Below are 18109 nucleotides of genomic sequence, written 5' to 3' on the forward strand. Positions count from 1 at the left end.
CGTGGCAACGTGGCACCAACGAGAACACCAACGGACTGCTTCGTCAGTACTTTCCCAAAGGCACCGATCTGTCCGTTCACTCCCCGGAACGGCTCGCCGAGGTCGAGGACCTACTCAACAACCGTCCTCGTAGGACCCTCGGATGGGATACTCCTCTGAAGGCATACGACAAGACGCTCGTTGCGATGACCGCTTGAGACCGCCTACATTCGCGCGCACGGGTTTGCGGAACCCACCATCCGGGCACGCGCCACCGTGCAGACATTTCTTCCCGATGCCGGCTTCGTCCGCTCGGCGCGGGCGCTCGACGACAAGCGCCTCGGCAAGCAACGCGTCGAAACCTTCCAGATTCTGCGCGCCCTGATCTGGCCGACCTACGGATGGAAACGACACCCCGCAGTGACGATGTGGCGCGGCTTCACGCCTGCGCTCGTTGCCTACGGCGTCGCGACGTGCCGGGAATGGGCAGCGCGCGGTCATGCCGACGCGCTCGAGCCACAATTTCTCGACTACGGCACTCCGCGCACGTTCGACGAACTGAGCCGCGAAGGCCGTCTGCCACCATGGCTCGGGGACGACGCCGTCCACGAAAGCCACCGACGGGCATTGGCGAACAAGGCTCCCGAGCTCTATCCGAAGGAATGGTCCGGCGAGCCGGGATACGTATGGCCCGCACCGCCGTACCCGTTGTGGCCATTGCCCTTTCGCGTGGGACGCGACCCACTCACCTCGGAGACACCGACGAAAACCGTCGGCCATCTTCTCGACGTCGGAGCACCCGGTGCCGCCATGCTCGAACCGGGGAATCCCGCGTGGGATGCATTGCGAGAGTTGAAGAAAGGCGAGTCCGTCGACATCGAGTTCGACGAACCGTCGACGCTCACGATAGCGGCCAGCCGGGTGCGTGCCGGACTGACCGCATGCATTCTCGACCGCGACGAACCGACCGACGATTTGCTACCCGACGCGACGGCCGAGCAGGGAGGGACCGTGTCGACATCGATCGCCCGTACACCGAGCGAACTCGACCGCGAGGCGATGGCCGTCGAGAAGACCGATCCGGGACGAATCCGCTGGTTTCGACGCGGCCAGGCCATCGACCCCTCCGGCTTCTCCCTCGTCGTGACCACCGGCGCACAAATCCCACCCGAGCTGTCGGAATTGCCGACGCTGACGATTACGAGCACCCAGCGCGGGTAACCGACCCGGTATGAACCTGACTCCGCTGTTCCTGCCGTTGGAAAAAGCGTCACTGCTCGACCCCGTCAGCGATACCGTGGCCACGAAGTTGCGGTCCGCATTGGACGGCTCACCCGTGGACGGGCTGCTCCGAGGGACCTTCGTCGGACACCCGATGCATCCGATCCTGGCGTACTCGGCCGTCGGAACGTGGAGCAGCGCTGTGCTTCTCGACCTGACCGGGGGTAACGCCGAAGCCGCGCGCCTGCTGATCGGAGCCGGACTCATCGCCGCCCCGACGGCCATCGCGACCGGCTGGGCGACCTGGTCGACTCTGACTCGCGAGCAGCGACGCGTGGGCCTCATCCACGCGGGCAGTAATGCGGTAGCGGCCGGGCTGTTCGCGGCGTCGTATCGCCGTCGATCGAAAGCAGTGAATTCGACGCCGGACAAGACCGCCAAAGCGTTGGCGCTCGCGGGATTCACCGTCGCCGGGGTCGCCGGAGCGCTGGGCGGACACCTCGGGTTCAACATGGGCGGCGGAGTCGCAGCCCGGGCAGTCGCAGCGGGGGTGTGACATGGCCGTCGACAACCGATTCGCTGCAATGAGGGCCAGCGGAGTCACCGCCGACGGTGTGCGCCGATTCGCGGACGGCAGTTCGGAAAACCTGAATCCCGACGCGCTCGCGGCTCTGACCGAAGCGAACCTGACGGAGTCCGAACTGCACGACCTCGCCGAATGGCTCGAGACGTCCTAGCTCGAGAATGCTCTAGAACGTTCCGCCGCCGAGAATGTGGGCGAGACCCAGCCCGATGAACGTGATGACGTAGAGGGGCCCACGAATCGGGTCGCCCGCACTCGCTCCTTCGTGCAGCCAGGTGAGGAAATCTGCCGATCCCATGGGCCCTCTTCTCGTCGGTGTCCGTCCTGTGATCCGCTCCGATGGTAAGGCGTGAACCTTCACGTCGGCAGCGAATCGCAGGCAATTGTCGACGCGTCAGTGCGCGTCCTCGTACGCCTCGACAATGTCGGCCGGAATACGGCCACGATCGTTGATTTCGTAGCCACTGTCGGCGGCCCACTGACGGATGGCGCGAGTCTGCGATGCATCGCGCTTCACGGGCGCGGCAGCCTTCGATGCGGCTTTCGTCGTCACTCCGGCCGAAGCGGCTTTTCTCTTGCGCCCGCCGACCCGCGTCGCATAACCGACGTAGTAGTCGAGCTTCTTGCGAAAGTCGTTGGCGTTCTTGTTCTTCAGATCGATCACGTAGTCGACTCCGTCGAGCGAGAACTCGATGGATTCACCTTGGCCCTCATCGATTGCAGTGCCGTCGATGTCGTCGATCAATTCGTAGATCACTTGCTTCGCCACGTTGCGATACCTTCCGAAGTTTCGATGAGTGAGCCTCAGGTTAACTACTGTAGGTCCAGAAACGTGAATCGGAGTGACAGACATCGCCGAAAAACGCGACGGATTCCACATATTTCGGAACAATTCCGACGCGGCGAACCTTTCGGTACGAATACAGCGCCGTGCCGCGTTTCGTTTCGGAGATGCAATCGCCGACAGGCTCCTGGTGTGGCAGGGTAGGAATGGGATCACTACTGCCAGAGGAGGCCCGGATGAAAACGAACGCACATTCGGTGCAGCGCGCGATCGCGGATCTGGCACGGACGATGCACGCGTCCAGCAGTTCCGGTCCACACACCGCGGACGACGTCATCGCCGAGGTCACCGCAGGTGCCACACGAATGGTTCCCGGTGTGGACCATGCTGGAATCAGCTTGCTGCAGCGCCACGGAAAGAAGCACACGTTCGAGGCGAAAGCGCCTACCGGCGCTATTTCCGAGTTCATCGATCGCGTCCAGGACACCGTCGGCGACGGCCCGTGCCTGCATGCCATTCGCAACAGATGCACCGTTCTCGTCGACGATTACACGACCGAGTCCCGGTGGCCCGAGCTGACCGCAGCCCTGCTGGACGGCACACCGGTCCGATCCAGCGTGTCGATCCTGCTGTACACCGACCAGCACTCGATCGGAGCACTCAATCTGTACTCCGAAACGCCACACGCATTCGACGAGACGGTCGTCGACGAAGCCGAAGCCCTCGCCGCACACGCAGCAGTCGGCATCTCCGGGGCACGTCGGGACGCGCAGTTCAGGTCCGCGCTCGCGTCACGCGACATCATCGGCCAGGCCAAGGGAATTGTCATGGAGCGTTTCGGGCTGGACGCGCTTCAAGCCTTCCGCCTACTGAGCAAGGTGTCTCAAGACCGGAACGTCCCAGTCGTGCAGCTAGCGGAACAGCTGGCCACGACGAACATCCCGATGGTGCCGAATTCCGGCTGACGCAGACGACATGGGCAGCCGCGGACACCCTGGGCACAGCCCTGTCGAAGCAACCGATCACGGGGTACTAGGTTTCAGTCCGCCACGAGCCGTGACGACTGCAGATACCCACCGGTTCCGCGTTCACGTTGCCGCCCGATCACATACCGACCCGGTGCAATTCCGGTGGCACCGTGTTCGGGATGGATCAGGTACGCCACCGTGTCGACGTCGACGATCCCGAGGGCCAGACCGCGCGTATCGCGCACCGGTGCCGACCAGGTACACGCCCCCTCGTCGGCGACGAGGCTGTGCGGGTTCCCGCCCGCGGCGCTTCGGAGCAGTTCGATGCCGTACAACGGAACGGGAATCGTGCGGGTCCACGGGGCGGTCGTCACGTGCTCGGCGAGCACCGAATGCGGAACGACGATGAGGTCGCCCTGCGCTTGAAGACCGTTCACGACGGGAATCGACACCTCCGTGTCGAGGTAATCGAAGACGTCGAGACCGGTGAGGGACGTGAGTGCGGACAGAGTCATGTTCATACGAATCACCTTGTGCAAGGAGTAGGAAAAAGTCAGGTACGGCGGAGGAGCCGGGCGTAGTCGTCGCCGTCGATGCCATAGGTCCAGCCAGCGGCGTTCATGGCCGTCGACAACCAGTACGGAACGTACAGGCCATAGCGCCGACGACGGCCGTCGCGTTCTTCGGATCCGTTGGTGACGAGCAGAATTCGGCTGCGCCGTCCCCACGCGTCGGGAGTCGTGTAGAGCTCCAGACTGCACCCGGCGTTGCCCGGGTCGTCGGTAGCGTCGATCAGATCGAGGCCCGATGCCTCGATGTACGTATCCCATCCGATCCGTTCGATCGCGCATCGGCGGACCTCGACGTTGCGTTCCGCTGCGATGCGATCGACCGACGGATCACGCACCACCCACTCGGGGACGATGGCACCTCCGAGCACGAAAGCCGCAGAACCGTCGGCGAATTCGAGAGCCGGCCCGTCGTCGCGGTGCAGTCGACGTTCACCCTGCGGACTCCCGGGCATCGGCTCGGTGTGCAGCACCGTCGGGCGTTCCGACATGATGCACACGTCGTCGAACGCCCACCACCATCCGGTCGACACGATCAGAGCGGCCGACGCGTCGAGCAATTCGTGGTCCTGGGTCCACATCGATACACACCCGGACGAGCGATAGACGTCGAAGAACGCGACCCGATGCGCTTCCTGCTGCCCGTACCACGGAACACCCATCGTCACCGGCGGGAGCAGCGACTTGACGGCCGTCGCGACACCGTCGATCAGGCTGGTACGCAACGGATCCCAGATGGCCTGCCGAACCAGGTCGTGCGCGCGATCGTGTGACCAGTATCTGCGTTCGATCGCGGCGTTCATCCTTCTGCGCGACGCGGAGAGCAGACCAGCGATGGAGGCCGACGCCGACTCCACTCCGTCACCGCCCAGTGCGATGGGTCCCGACAGTGCCAGCGTCTTCGCCAATTCGACGGCAGCCGGGGGTGACGGCACCCATTCGAACCGCGGTAATCGTAGGCCGCATGATCGATACATCTGCGCCACAGCAGCTTCGGCCGTTGCACGATCGGACGGTCCGGACGCGAGTCCGTGTTCGAGCCATTTTCGACGGATGGCAGGGAGATCTTCGACAATGGCGCCCAGTAGTGTTCGGGCGCTCGTTCCGGCGGTCACGCGACGGAGGCGGAATCCGCCTTTCCTGTAGTCATAGTCATCGAGAATGGCACGACATTCCGCAGAGCGCAACTACATGTTCGCGAAGCTGTCCCACATTCGCCGACCGAGTTCGCGCTGCCCCGCGGCGTTGTAGTGAATCTTCTCGGTCTCGCTGTTGTAGAGCCCACGCGGCCCCGGCACGTAGACGACGCTGCCTCGACGACGCGGGGTGTCGCGATGGACCGCGTCGATCACCGGATAGTCCGGATGCGCGGATTCGATCTCGTCGGGCACCATCTGACCGATCACGAACGGCACTTCCCCGAACCGACCACGAACGGTGTCGATGACCGAATCCAGTTTCTGCGCATATACCGGACCGGGGGTCAGCGGCACGTCGCTCTCCCCCTGATGCCACAGCACCGCAGCCAAACTGTTGCCGGGAACGAGCGCGAGCCCGGATTCGATGCGCGCCAGCGCATTCCAGAAGAGATTGACACGGGCTGCCCTGTCCGCCGGGTCCCAGGAAATTCCGTTCACGCGCGCGAAGGCCGAATCGCCGCGCGCGTAGGGAACCAGCAGGACAGGCCGACCGGTGTCGTCGGCGAGGCTTCGTGCGAACGTCGTCGCGAATCCGACTGCCTTGGAGGGCACTTCGTGGAACAGTGGGTCACAGCCCGCGACGATCGTGTTCTTCGATCGACCCGACGACGCCCACTGATGCACCCGCGGGTGCGGCTTGTCCAGGCCGTCGCGATCCAGTCCGACGCCCGCGCCGTGCGCGTTCGATTGCCCCATCACCGCGACTACGAGGTACGGCTCGGTGAACGGTTCCACCGGCAGGCCCGTACCCAGCCGCCGCTTGACGACGTCCTTCGCACGAACTTCCAGGTTCCTTCGCAGACTCACGGCCCTGTCCTTCACTTGCAGTCGTCGACGGCGGGTTCGCCGGCGAATCGTTCACCGATCCAGTGGTTCACCGCAGTGCCGTCGACGTCGCCGTGTCCCTTTCCCGGCTGTCGATCGATCGCGACGGTATCTCCCAGCGCACACGCCCTTCTCACGGCTTCGTCCGTCCACGCCGCATCGATGTACGTATCCGCGTCGCCGTACACCACGAGCATCGGAGCAGTCGCACCCTGCTGCGGGACGGACATCTCGTCGAGGAAGTAGCGCAACAGTCCGGCCGCATCCTCGGTCTTCGGCGCCAGGTCCGTCGGACCGATCCGCTTCGCCGCCTCACCGCGCGCCGACGCCCCGTCCGGGGTGCAAGCGCTCAGTGCGTCCCAGTCCGCGGCGACGTTGCCACTGCGGTAGAGGTCCAGGTCCAGGCCCGGTAGCTTTCTCGACAGTGACTCCAGAACCCACTGCAGAAGCGGAGCCTGATCTGCGGTCAGAGTTCCTCGTTGCGCCTTGTCGACCAACCCTGCCATGTTGGCTCCTGGAGCGAGGCTCGCCGATCCGAGCATCTCCAATTCCGGTGCGTACCCGGCCTGTTCGTTGGCCGCCCACGCTGCACCGCCGCCCTGTGAGCCACCGAAGGCGACCCACCGGTTGGACACGTTCGGAAACACGTGCCCGAGCGCACGAACCGCGTCGATCATGTTGTAGCCCGCTGCGATGTTGTCCAGGTACGGGTGCACACCGGGATGCCCTAGACCCTCGTAATCGGTGATGGCGATGGCGAATCCGGCCGCGGTGTATCCCGCGACGAGCGGCGCCACGCCGAGCAGGTCGGACGACAGCGACGGACCGCACGCCTCGTCGATCCCCGTCGTGCCGTGGCCGAACGAGATGACGGGCCAGCCTCCGTCGGGGGCGTCCCCGGTAGGGGTGAACATGCTGCCGGAGACTTCGACATCGCCGACACTTCGGTAGACCACCCGCGCCGCGTTCAGTCCGGACCGAGTGACGCTCCACGGAAGATTCGGCATCGTCTCGGCGCTGACGATCGAGCCCGGGCCCGTGCCGTTCTCCGCGATCTCGATCGGCTCCGACGGTCTGTCCCGGAGCACGAACGCGGCAATCCCCGGGACGGCGAACAGCGACGGGTTGGCGGCGCAGCCCGTCAACAGGAGCGACAGGGACAGCACGGCAACAAGTTTGGATCTCATCGCGCCAGCACCTGCGCTCCCGAGTCGACTTCCCACCGGATGCGGCCGAATTCGAAGTCGGTCACCCGCCCGGTACCGTCCTGGTACTCCTCCGACGTGGGATAACCGATCTCCGGCGTCCACGCGTCGAGAATCGCACCGCGCACCACGTGCACACCCGTTCGCTCCGAATGGAACACGCGGGCACCGCCGTCGGCGTCCAACTGCTGTATGCCCTGCACGTACGGCCCTGCCGGCAGGAAACCGGACGCCAGAACAGTCGACGCCACCTGATTCGGAGACATCGCGAAACCGTTTGCCGAGCGGAACAGCACACCACCGGCGAACTCCTGCGCCACGTACGGCCTGCCGATACGATCGTGCCCCGGGTACACCGGAGTCAACGACTCGCCGAGTGACGGAATGCTCTGCGCCACAGCGTTCATGGCCAGATATTCCGGATCGTCGAGCATGCCCGACTTGATGGCCGAGGTCAGTGCGGTGTACGCCGGCTTCGGAGTGAAATCACGGTGCAGAACCCCGAAGTTGTCCTCCGGATTGTCCGAGCCGGCCAGCCGATCGCGAATCTCGTGCACGTACATCGGTCCCGCGAACGACAGCTGACTCCATTCGCGGATGAACGACGTCATCAACTCGCCCTGACGGTCCTCGGTGATTCCGGCACCCACATCCGTGGGTGAGCCGAACTCGGTGGCCCAGATCTGCTTCTGGTCGTCACCGTGCGTGAGCATGTGGCGACGCATGTCGGCGATCATCCGCAACGCGCCGTCCGGAATCGATTCGGTTCCGACCAGCGTGCCGGGGTACGAGTAGGGGTGCACGGACAGCGCGTCGAAGTAGCCCTGTGCCCCAGCCGCGTACATCCGTTTCAGGAATGTCAGGCCGTTCATCGTGTTCTCGTTGTCACCGACGGCCCCGATCGCACCGCCGATGACCATCGCGTCCGGGTCGACGGCTTTGATCTGCGTGTACGCCTCCCTCAGCATGTCGGCATACAGTTCGGGGTCGGCCCAGGGCGCGAAGAACACCTTGCCGTTCGGCTCGTTCCAGATCTCGTAGTGGTGGACGCGACCCGAGAAGTGCTGTGCCACTTGGCCCGCGTAGCGACCGTACTCCTGCGCCGACGCCGGCTTGCTCGTGAGTCCGAGCGACGGATCGGCAGCAGCCCATTCGGGTGTGTAGTCGAGGATCGCGAGCACTTCGATACCGCGGGCGAGAGCCGCATCGACGACGCGGTCCGTCGGCTCCCAGACCTGCACTCCCGGTTGGGGTTCGAGCAGAGGCCACGCCATGTCGAGGCGCAGGCGCGTCGATCCGGATGCCGCCACCGCGTCGAGACTGCGGTCGAGCTCGTCCTCACTCGCCCACAACAGGGGTGCGCCGCCGGTGAATCCGATGGGCTTCAACGGGACCGGAGCGGAAGGGCCGGGGTCCGGAATGCTCGGGCCGTCGAGCACGAGCGGGTTCTGCTGCACGGCGGGTGCCGACCCGCATCCGGCCAGCAGCACACCGGCGAGCGCCACGAGAAGCAGTCGCCTCACGTGGACTTGTATCGACGCGCCAACGTCAGCGCCGGCTTCTCCACGAGCCGGTAAGTGACGGTGCCGAAGACGATGCTGACGACCGTCACCACCGCGAAGTTCCACAGCATGCCTGCCGGACTGTCGCCTGCCATCCAGCCGAACCGTCCGACCATGATCAGAATCGGGAAGTGCCACAGGTAGACACTGAGCGAAATGGTGCCGATGTAGCTCAGCGGAGCCCAATCCGCGAGTTCGGCGAACTTCGACCTCTGACCGCGTGCCAGCGGCACGATGATGAAGAGAATCAACAGGGCGGACCCGATGGCGACGAACGTGCTCTGCCAGCGAGAGTTGTCGTCGATCAGCTTCAGCGACAGGGCCGCCGCGGGGATCATCGCCAGGAAAGCCCACCACCGCATCCGAGTGACGAAGCGGCCCTTTATGATTCCGCGTTCGATGGCCACGAACACGACGGCGACGAGCATGCCGTACGTGAAGTTGTCGGCGAGCGACCAGAAGCTACGGCTCAGGACGGCGATCTCGTTGGGGCCCCAGTCCAGAAGCAGCGGATCCGTGATTCCCGACGCCTCCACCCGGCTCTGCGTGTACAGCTTGCCGGTGAGGCCGATGACGAACATCGCCCCCACCGGGATGAGGGCGAGAACGGGTGCAGGGATGTTCGTGCGCCCCCGTAGGTAGAACGAGATCGCGGCGAGGAGCGGCAACGCGATGTAGAACGCGAACTCGAGGGACAGCGACCACGACGGGTTGATTCCGGTCTGCAGGTACTGCGGAATGTAGGAGTGCACGAGCGTCAGGTTCGCGAGCAGTGCGAGCGGATCGGTCAGCATGCCGAGCCCCGCGTCGGTGAAGTGCCGTTCGGCGACGGCAGCGTTCTCGACGAAGACCGCACGGAGCACGACACTGCACAGCAGGAAGATCACGATGTACGCCGGGAACACACGCAGGATGCGGTGTACCGCGTAACTCTTGTTGTCGGGCATCGGCTTTCCGGCGAACAGCCGTCGCACCATCGGCAGGAAGATCAGGAAGCCCGACAGTGCGAAAAAGAACACGAGCCCCTGACCGAGCAGACCCAGCTTGAACGTCGCCACCGTCTGCGGGCTGTTGTGTCCGCCCACGTGCACCGCGAGCACCATCAGGCATGCGATACCGCGCGGCCCGTCGAGTCCGAGGATGCGGGCCGGGCGCTTGTCGGTGGACGCCGGCTCGGTAGCGGCAGCGGCCGTCCTGTCGGGGGTTGCGGTCATCGTCTTCGCCTTACGGTTGTGGCGGTGCTGGGCAGGAACTGACGGCCGGTGTGCCCGCGAAGCGTTCGGTGATCCACGGGAACGCAGCAGCTCCGTCGATGTCTGCGTGGCCTGCATTCGGTTGGAGAAGCGATTCGACGGTGTCCCCCGCCGCACATGCTGCGGCGATGGCACCGTCCGTCCACGACTGCGTGATGAGCGAGTCCTGTCCGCCGTAGATCACCAACATCGGTGCCGCCGAACGGGTTCGGGGGAGACTCATCTCGCGTAGATAGCCTTCGAGGGCTCGTTCCGCTTCGGGGGTGGCCGGCCGCAGGTCGTCGTCGTCGATCTGCGCAGCCAGCTCCGTCCGGTCCGCGGCGAGAGGTCCACCGCACGCGGACAATTCGTCCCACCGTTCGGCGACGATGCCGCGGCGATAGTCGTCGAGATCGATCTCGGGATGCGACTCCGCCAGTCCGACGAGCACCCACTGCAGCAACGGCTTCTGGTCGGCGGTCAACGTGCCGTCGGCCGCGGCCCGTGCGAGGCCGGTGATGTCCGCCGCGGGAACCAGGCTGACCGAACCCACCATTTCGAGGCCGTCGCCGTAAGTGCCTGCGAGTTCGTTTGCAGCCCAGGCAGCTTGGCCGCCCTGCGAGCCGCCGAACGACGCCCACCGATCCGACGCGTCCGGGACCAGCTTCTGCGCGGCGCGTACCGAGTCGATCAGGTTGTTCGCGGCGGTCGTGGCATCCAGATACGGGTGATACGACGAGTCGAGCCCGAGACCCTGGTAGTCCGAGACCGCGACGACGTAACCGGACCGCACGAGTGCGGTGACGATCGGCGAACTGCCCAGCAGTTCCGGATCGGTCGACGGCGCGCAGTCCGGTTGCACACCCGTCGTGCCGTGGCCGTACGCGATGATCGGCCACCCGCCGTCGGGGGCATCCCCCTCCGGCGCGAAGATCGTGCCCGACACTTCCGTGGCCGAACCGTCGACACCCGACGTCGATCGGTACACCACGCGCGCCACGGTCGACGAGATTCCGCTGAGCCGGCGATCGACGGTCAGGAGATCGTCGGCGCTGACGAGCGAACCCGGCCCGTCGCCGGAGTAGTCGGCCGTCAGCGTTCCACCCAGCGCAGCCGAATCGGGTTGCGTCGGAGACTCATCGGAACATGCGCCCGCCACCAGGACAGCGGACAGTGCGCACGCCCCGCCGACGCGTCGTAGATGTTTCATCGTCTCGGTACCCCCACCTCTTCGAAGATGTGCTCCACTTCGTCACGGTGATCGACGGCATCACGCCACACCCCCGACGCGATCACCAGGACACAGCTGACGACGAATCCCATTCCCCCGCCGACGATCAGATTACCGACGAGCGTCTCCTCCTCCTCGGACACGGCAGCCGCGTCGATCAGCGTCACGTTCGACACCGGTCCGTTCGCACCCAGGTCGATCTCCTCGACCAGTTGAATCAGATTCGCGGCCAACGCATTCGCGATGTCTCTGGCTTGCTCTCCGGACTCGGCGACCGCCGTGATGTCGAACAGCGCGGACGCCGGCACAGGGCTGACGACGACGTCCTGCTTCAGCTCGTCCGGCCCCATCGGCAGACCCAATTCGACGATGACGCGCCTCAGCACCTGCTCGCTGGTCGTCAACTGCACGTAGCTTTCGACGCGCATCATCGAACTTCGGTTGCCTTCTTGCGCGGCTCGCGTCGTCGTCGGACCCGGCGCGGTGACGAACACACGCGTCGACGCCGTGTAGGACGGTGCCACAAGCGATGTGGCAAGCCATGCACCTGCCAGACTCAGTACCGTCGCGGCGAGGATCAGCGACCACGAGGCACGCAGCATCCGGCCGTAATCCTTCAGCCGTGGCACCCCGGTCGGCGCGATCATCGATCCAACTCGCACGTGTCGACGACGTCCTGACCGGCGAATCGCGCCTTGACCCACGGCAGCGATCGGGTGCTGTCGAGGTTGCCGTGGCCTTCGCCGCGGTGCAGTTCGTACTCGACCACATCGCCCGACGCGCAGGCCTGCTCGAGCGCCTTCTCGGTCCACGGCTCGAGGATGAGGTCGTCCTCGGATCCGTACATGACGAGAAGCGGGGACGTCGACTTCGCCTGCGGCACAGCCATACCAGCCAACCAGCCGCGTAGTCGATCCGTCGCCTCCCTGCTGACGGGACGCAGGTCCGACGGCTGCAGCCGCGCGACGAGTTCCGGTACCAGGTCGGAACCGGGCGGAAGGCACTGCATGAAGTCGTTCCACCGCTCCCTGGCCAGACCGGAACGGTAGTCGTCGAGGTTCATCTCGGGATGCGAGATCGACAGGCCCTGCAGCGCGTACATGAGGAGGGGGTACTGCGCGCGCGTCAACGTGCCGTTCGCGGCCGCGTCGGCAAGCCCGGTCATATCCGAGACCGGAACGATGGCCGCGGTGCCCACGAGTTCGAGCCCACCGCCGTACTCGCCGTTACGGTCGCTGGCGGCCCACGCCGCCATGCCTCCGAGCGACACCCCGTACGCGGCCCACCGGTTGCTCAGCGTCGGAACCAGGTTCCGCGCCGCACGGACAGCGTCGATCATGTTGTAGCCCAAAGTTTTCGAATCGAGGTACGGGTGATAGTCACCGCCCAGTCCGAGGCCCTGGTAGTCCGACATCGTCACTGCATAACCGTTGAGGACGAGTGCGGCGACGATCGGCGCGCTGCCCAACAGATTCGCGTACTCCGACGGGCCACAGTTGTTCAGCACACCCGTCGTGCCGTGGCCGAACGAGATGATCGGCCAACCGCCCTCGGGCGCAGCACCTCCCGGGATCAGCACGGTTCCGGACACGTCGGTGACCCTGCCGTCGATACCCGACGTCGATCGGTAGACGACGCGAGTTGCCGTCGCACCGAGTTCGGTCACGTCGTCGGCGATGTCGTCCATCGGCTCGAACGAGCGCAACGAACCGGGTCCGGTATCGGCCAGGTTCGGCGGCGGCAGAGGCTCGGGAGCCGACGTCGTCGCGGTAACGGGCGTCGTGGCCGCGTCGGGCGACAGAACCACCTGGTCGTCCCGGGCACACCCCGCCACCAACGACAGGGCCGCGCACATCCCCGCCGCGATTCGGGCCGGCCTCGTGGACCGCAGCATGCGTCTAGCCCCTACTGGACGAGGGAGCAGGTTCCTCCCAGGTGGCGTCGGCTGCCTGCGGCTTGGTCTGTGCCGCAGCACCTCTCGCGTGCGTCGCGGCACGACGACGGGTGGGCTCGAACGTCGTCACCACTCCGAGGACGTTGCCGCCCACACCGCCCAGAACCTTGACGGTCCGGCGCAGCTTGTCACGCGTCGTGCTGCCGACGCGTGCGAGCACCAGTGCGCCGTCGGCGAGCGCGGTGAGAACTGCACCGTCGGTGACGTCGAGCAACGGAGGCGTGTCGACGATGACGTAGCGATAGTCGCCGCGCAGCGTCTCGAAGAGAACCTGAGCACGGTCCGAGCCGAGCAGCTCGCTCGGGTTCGGTGGCACCGGCCCCGCAGGCAGCACGGAGACACCGCTGACGACGTCACGGTGAATGGCGTCGTCCGGACGATGCTCGCCGGACAGTACGGTGCTGAGGCCGCGAGTCTGCGCGATTCCGAGGCGATCGGCGAGTTCGGGCGTGCGCATGTCGCCGCCGACGAGCAGAACCTTGTAGCCGGCCTCGGCCATCACGGCGGCGAGGTCGATCGCGGTCGAGGTACGTCCCTCGCCTGTACTACCACTAGTGACGGTGATGACCCGCGGCGGCGAACCGGCACCGAGGAAACGAATGTTGGTTCGCAGGGCTCGCAGCGGCTCACCCATACGACTGAACGTGGCGACGGCGGTGGACGGTCGCTCCGGGTCGACCGGAAGACCGCCGATGACGGTGCGACCCGAGATGTCCTCTGCGCGAGCACGATCGCGAATCGAACGGTCCATCAACCCGCGGGCGAGCGCAGCGAGGACGCCGACGACGAAACCTGCGACTGCGCCGAGGACCAACAAGGTGACCAGACCGGTGCCGGACGGGCTCGACGGAACGTCTGCCTGATCGACGATGGTGGCTCCGGCAGCCGGGTTCCCGCCGCGCTGCGACGTCTCGAGTTCCTGGACGACCTGAGTCAGCTGACCCGCGACGGCGTTGGTCAGTGCGCGGGCGACGACCGGATCCGAATCGGTGGCACAGAGGTCGAGCAACACGGTCTTCTCGAGCGGCGTCGCAGTAAGCCTGTCGCGCAACTCGTTCGCGGTCATCGGCAGCTGCAACTGGTCGACCGCGCGCTGCGCGACCTGAGTGCTGGTGGCCAGGCCGGCGTACGAGTTGACGCGCTCCTGAGAGAACAGGTTGTTCTGATAGGCCTCGCCGACCGAGCTACCACCCTCGGTCGTGACGAACAGACGAGCACACGCCTGGTACTGCGGCGCCGAGACGAACGAGTACACGAGTCCGCCGACGATGCCGAGCACCGTCGCGACCGCGACGATCCACCATCCTGCACGGAGAATCCGCCCGTACTCTCGAATCTCCACGAAATGCTCCTCTTCGATTGCCCGGTTCGCCAGAAAGAATAAAGTGCAGAGAACAATTCAGCAGTACATACATGTTGCGACCGGATGAAAGCGTGACAACATCAGTGCCCATGAACATCTCGAAACGTGTTGACGCGGCTGTGATCGTCGTCGTCCCGTTGTTCGTTACATTCTTGATGATCGTCGGTGGAACGCCAGGAAAACTTGGTGCTTTCGCCCTTGTCGGGCTTGCGGTGGGAGCTTACATCGGACTCAGGCACCCCACATATCTGACTCGCGCTCTTGCATTTTCGCTGGGCGCGCTCCCGTTCGGCTACGTCCCCGGCGTTCACGCGCCGTTGGTATTCACGCTGGGATTCGGCGTCGTACTCGCGTCGGTGATCCACCGCACAGGAGTGAGTCGCGTCACACACGGTGAGATGGCCGTCATCGCATTGATCGTCACGTCCGCACTGTCGGTCGTCGCAACCGGCAGCGCGACAGTGGATTACGCGGAATTCGGGAAATGGCTCGTTTCGACTCTCGTAGCGGTATCGCTACTCCGGTTGCCGCGGACGGAACTCGAGTTGTTCGGGAGGATCTACGTCTACGCGGCCTCCCTCGCAGCGGCATTCGCGATCGTCGTTCTGATGGGCGACCCGGCGGGCAAGTTGATCGGCTACCTTTCCCCGTTCGGATACGGCACCGAGGAGGAAAGCACGCGCTTCGTCTATTCCGGCGGCGCGGCGACGGTTCGACTCGCCGGCACGTACATCGACCCCAACGCCGCGGGCATCGGTCTGTTCGTCGCACTCATGCTCTGCGTACTGCTCCTCCGCGACAGGATGCGAGTGGCACTGTCGGCGTTGCTGTTCGGCGCACTCGTGCTGACCCTGTCGCGCGCTGCCCTGTTCTCTGTGGTGTTCGGCGTCGTGCTGATGCTGCTGTTTCAATCCATGCGGACGCGCGACCGCGTCGTCATCATCGGCGGATTCTTCGCCGCGTTCGTGGCTGCACTGTCGGTCCCGACCGTGCGTAACCGGGTTTTCTCGTCCTTCGGCAGTGGCGATGCCGGGTCGAGCGCACGAGGTGACGCACTGGCCGATTTCCCCGGGCACATGGCCGGCCACTGGCTGTTCGGGCTCGGCTGGGGGCGCACCGAATTCAAGGATCCCGGCTCGGCGTTCGAGGTCAACTACGTGGCCAACGCCCCGCTGCTGTCCGTCTATCGCGGCGGAATTCTGGCAGGCCTCGCCTTTGCCGCGGTGATCGTCGTCGGCGCGATCATCGGCTACCGATGCCTACGATCGAAGCATTGGGAACACGGATTCATCGGGGGCGGATTCATCGGGTTCTGCGTCGTCGCGCTGCAGTTGGATTTCCCCGTCGTCACCATTCCGGCCACGACGATGGCCTTTTCGGTATTGATCGTCTTCCTCGTCGTCGCGTGGGAAAAGGCCACCGATAACGTGCCAGACGACCGAACCCGAAGGCCATTTGCGTCGCAAAGCCCGGTAGCGACAAACGTGGCTTGACCAGCAGTTCGATACGAAAAGACAAAGTGATTGCGGCTTGTAACACTTTCGATTTTCCTGCAATGATTTCTCGATGGGCTCGCGAAAAGAGCCCCCTTCCGGAGAGATCATCATGAGCCGTATTCGACTTCGATCAGTGGTGTCCGCACTGTCGGTAGCCGTGATGACCGCGAGCCTGTCGCTCGGGGTCACGTCCTACGTAGTACCGACCGAGCACACACTCGCCCAGGCCGACGCGGCCGTGACGCCGACGACGGTCGGCGTCTCCGACAACGGTGCGCTGTTGTGGTCGAGCGACGCCGAACTGAACACGACGCTGTCGATACTCGACGCCGCGGGCATCAAGTCGATGCGCGTGTCGATCCCGTGGGCCAACGTCGAGCCCGCACAGAACCAGCTCGTCTGGACCGCCGTCGACCGCGTCGTGAATGCAGTGAACGCGCGCGGCATCTCGATGCTCGGCATCATCGCCTACACACCGACCTGGGCGACGTCACCACCCGGACAGGCACTCAACTACCGGCCCGCGTCGCCCGCCCTGTTCGGCCAGTTCGCCGGCAAGGTCGCCGACCGATACAAGGGCAAGATCGAGGCCTACGAGATCTGGAACGAGCCCAACGGAGCGATGTTCTACGGTCCGTCCCCCGACGCCGCCGGGTACACCGACCTGCTGAAAGCCGCCTACCCGGCCATCAAGGGCGCCGACCCGTCGGCCACCGTCGTCGGCGGGGTACTAGGAGCCGTCGTCGACAATCACGGGATGCAGAACCCCGTCACGTTCACGCGGCAGATGTACGCCGCGGGCGCAGCCGGGAAGTTCGATGCGCTGTCGTTCCACCCGTACCAGTACACGATGAAGTTCGCCGACGGCACGTACGTCGACGACTCTCCCGTCCGTCAGGTCATGGACATTCGCGCGCTCATGGTCGCGAACGGCGACGGTGGAAAGAAGATCTGGGCCACCGAGTACGGCGTCCCCACCGCCGTCGCGTCGGAAGAGCAGCAGAGCGACATGATCACCCACTTCGTCACGAAGTGGCAGGAGCTGCCGTACACCGGCCCGATCTACCTGTACCAGCTGAAAGACCAGCAGACGGGTAGTCAGGACACCGAGATGACGTTCGGCCTGCTGCGCTCGGACTGGAGCGGCAAGCCCGCGCTCTGGGGCGTCATGTCGCAATTGATGAACGGCATTCCGCGCTCGGCCGAGTACAACCGGTTCCAGATGGTTCCGTCCGACCTGGGTGCAGCCGTCAGCCCGGTCTTTCCGATTCGCGACACGTGGGCGCAGATCCGCGACTACGCGACGGTTTTCCAGACGCCGACCGGGTTCATCGCGTCGCCGAACGTGGTCGCCGACGCGGTCCGCCGCACCGGCTTGCTGCCCACTACCGGCTTCGCGAACGGCTACCAGGACTTCGACAGCCCCTACGGCCTGCGCGTGTTCTCGACGGACCTCGGCGGGACGCGGCTGATCGGCGGCGGCATCATCTCCGCGTGGGACCCGACCCTCGGCCCCGCAACCAGCGACGAGACGCCCATCGACGGCGGCGGTGTGCGTGTGACCTTCCAGTACGGATCGATCACCTGGACGCCGACGGCGGGTGCGCGGGCGCAACGGTAGGCGCTTCACGTGCGCGCGAATGTATAGCGGGCTATACATTCGCGCGCACGCGGGGACCGAAACAAACTGAAAACCGAATTACTGCCACTTTCACCGACCAGTCGATTACAGACCGGTCGGTGTTTTTATTTCGAACCGAGTTTCACGCCTTTTTTTCGCAATATCGCCCGGCGGCTCGGAGAATTCATTTCCGTAGTGTTAAATCGCGAGGAATACCGAGTATCCATACTCTCTCGCGTCCGATTCGTCATTGTGAAGCACATCACTTAGTGCTACCAATTCAGGCGCATGTCGGATACTTGTTTACTGTGAACGAC

At 64.9% G+C, this 18109-nt stretch carries 18 protein-coding genes and 1 pseudogene; 7 read left to right on the forward strand and 12 right to left on the reverse strand.

Annotated features, from left to right (window positions below):
• The 4 genes and pseudogenes from DK926_RS20945 to DK926_RS20960 all read left to right on the forward strand — a co-directional run.
• Nucleotides 1-197 (forward strand): annotated as a pseudogene (locus tag DK926_RS20945) (IS30 family transposase); the annotation flags it as partial.
• A gap of 58 nt (nt 198-255) precedes the next feature.
• Nucleotides 256-1200: an MSMEG_6728 family protein gene (locus DK926_RS26890; RefSeq protein WP_207890876.1), complete on the forward strand. Its 945-nt coding sequence runs from the start codon at nt 256-258 to the stop codon at nt 1198-1200.
• A gap of 10 nt (nt 1201-1210) precedes the next feature.
• Nucleotides 1211-1756, forward strand: a complete 546-nt coding sequence (locus DK926_RS20955) for a DUF2231 domain-containing protein (RefSeq protein ID WP_114332013.1) — start codon at nt 1211-1213, stop codon at nt 1754-1756.
• Nucleotide 1757: 1 nt separating this feature from the next.
• A complete protein-coding gene (locus tag DK926_RS20960) occupies nt 1758-1937 on the forward strand; it encodes a hypothetical protein (protein WP_114332014.1) in 180 nt (59 codons plus the stop codon).
• 12 nt (nt 1938-1949) lie between these two features.
• Here DK926_RS20960 and DK926_RS27230 read toward each other — a convergent pair whose 3' ends face one another.
• Both DK926_RS27230 and DK926_RS20965 read right to left on the reverse strand, forming a co-directional pair.
• Entirely contained in the window at nt 1950-2081 is a 132-nt protein-coding gene (locus tag DK926_RS27230; protein WP_261768936.1) for a hypothetical protein, read from the reverse strand.
• 96 nt (nt 2082-2177) lie between these two features.
• Nucleotides 2178-2552 carry an Lsr2 family protein gene (locus DK926_RS20965; RefSeq protein ID WP_114332015.1) on the reverse strand — a complete coding sequence of 125 codons (375 nt, stop codon included), beginning with the start codon at nt 2550-2552 and terminating at the stop codon, nt 2178-2180.
• Between the two features lie 251 nt (nt 2553-2803).
• Between DK926_RS20965 and DK926_RS20970 the strand changes: the two genes are divergently transcribed.
• Nucleotides 2804-3532 (forward strand): GAF and ANTAR domain-containing protein, encoded by a 729-nt coding sequence (locus DK926_RS20970; RefSeq protein ID WP_114332016.1) that lies wholly within the window; start codon nt 2804-2806, stop codon nt 3530-3532.
• A 74-nt stretch (nt 3533-3606) separates the two neighbouring features.
• On the opposite strand, the gene DK926_RS20975 is transcribed toward DK926_RS20970, so the two are convergent.
• The 10 genes from DK926_RS20975 to DK926_RS21020 form a co-directional block, all read right to left on the reverse strand.
• On the reverse strand, nt 3607-4062 hold the full coding sequence (locus DK926_RS20975) for a hypothetical protein (protein ID WP_114332058.1): 456 nt from the start codon (nt 4060-4062) through the stop codon (nt 3607-3609).
• Between the two features lie 26 nt (nt 4063-4088).
• Nucleotides 4089-5039: a DUF6745 domain-containing protein gene (locus tag DK926_RS20980; protein ID WP_243636933.1), complete on the reverse strand. Its 951-nt coding sequence runs from the start codon at nt 5037-5039 to the stop codon at nt 4089-4091.
• 252 nt (nt 5040-5291) lie between these two features.
• On the reverse strand, nt 5292-6110 hold the full coding sequence (locus DK926_RS20985) for a sialate O-acetylesterase (protein ID WP_068423007.1): 819 nt from the start codon (nt 6108-6110) through the stop codon (nt 5292-5294).
• 11 nt (nt 6111-6121) lie between these two features.
• Nucleotides 6122-7315: a lipase family protein gene (locus tag DK926_RS20990; RefSeq protein ID WP_114332060.1), complete on the reverse strand. Its 1194-nt coding sequence runs from the start codon at nt 7313-7315 to the stop codon at nt 6122-6124.
• A complete protein-coding gene (locus DK926_RS20995; RefSeq protein ID WP_243636934.1) occupies nt 7312-8856 on the reverse strand; it encodes a cellulase family glycosylhydrolase in 1545 nt (514 codons plus the stop codon). The genes DK926_RS20990 and DK926_RS20995 overlap by 4 nt, the downstream gene beginning before the upstream one ends.
• The gene (locus DK926_RS21000) at nt 8853-10109 is read right to left on the reverse strand and encodes an acyltransferase (RefSeq protein WP_114332017.1); all 1257 of its coding nucleotides are present in this window, start codon (nt 10107-10109) and stop codon (nt 8853-8855) included. Before DK926_RS21000 ends, DK926_RS20995 begins: the two co-directional genes overlap by 4 nt.
• 10 nt (nt 10110-10119) lie before the next feature.
• Nucleotides 10120-11337, reverse strand: coding sequence for a lipase family protein (locus DK926_RS21005; protein ID WP_114332018.1), 1218 nt, complete (start codon nt 11335-11337; stop codon nt 10120-10122).
• On the reverse strand, nt 11334-12005 hold the full coding sequence (locus tag DK926_RS21010) for a Wzz/FepE/Etk N-terminal domain-containing protein (protein WP_114332019.1): 672 nt from the start codon (nt 12003-12005) through the stop codon (nt 11334-11336). Before DK926_RS21010 ends, DK926_RS21005 begins: the two co-directional genes overlap by 4 nt.
• Complete coding sequence (locus DK926_RS21015) at nt 12002-13252, reverse strand: lipase family protein (protein WP_243636935.1); 1251 nt, start codon at nt 13250-13252, stop codon at nt 12002-12004. Before DK926_RS21015 ends, DK926_RS21010 begins: the two co-directional genes overlap by 4 nt.
• A gap of 4 nt (nt 13253-13256) precedes the next feature.
• Entirely contained in the window at nt 13257-14654 is a 1398-nt protein-coding gene (locus DK926_RS21020; RefSeq protein ID WP_114332021.1) for a polysaccharide biosynthesis tyrosine autokinase, read from the reverse strand.
• A gap of 233 nt (nt 14655-14887) precedes the next feature.
• On the opposite strand from DK926_RS21020, the gene DK926_RS21025 reads away from it, so the two are divergent.
• Nucleotides 14888-16168 carry an O-antigen ligase family protein gene (locus tag DK926_RS21025; RefSeq protein ID WP_243636936.1) on the forward strand — a complete coding sequence of 427 codons (1281 nt, stop codon included), beginning with the start codon at nt 14888-14890 and terminating at the stop codon, nt 16166-16168.
• Nucleotides 16169-16280: 112 nt separating this feature from the next.
• A complete protein-coding gene (locus DK926_RS21030) occupies nt 16281-17792 on the forward strand; it encodes a cellulase family glycosylhydrolase (protein WP_114332062.1) in 1512 nt (503 codons plus the stop codon).
• Nucleotides 17793-18109: the final 317 nt, after the last annotated feature.

The sequence above is a fragment of the Rhodococcus sp. Eu-32 genome, from assembly GCF_003336925.1.
GTDB lineage: Bacteria > Actinomycetota > Actinomycetes > Mycobacteriales > Mycobacteriaceae > Rhodococcoides > Rhodococcoides kyotonensis_B.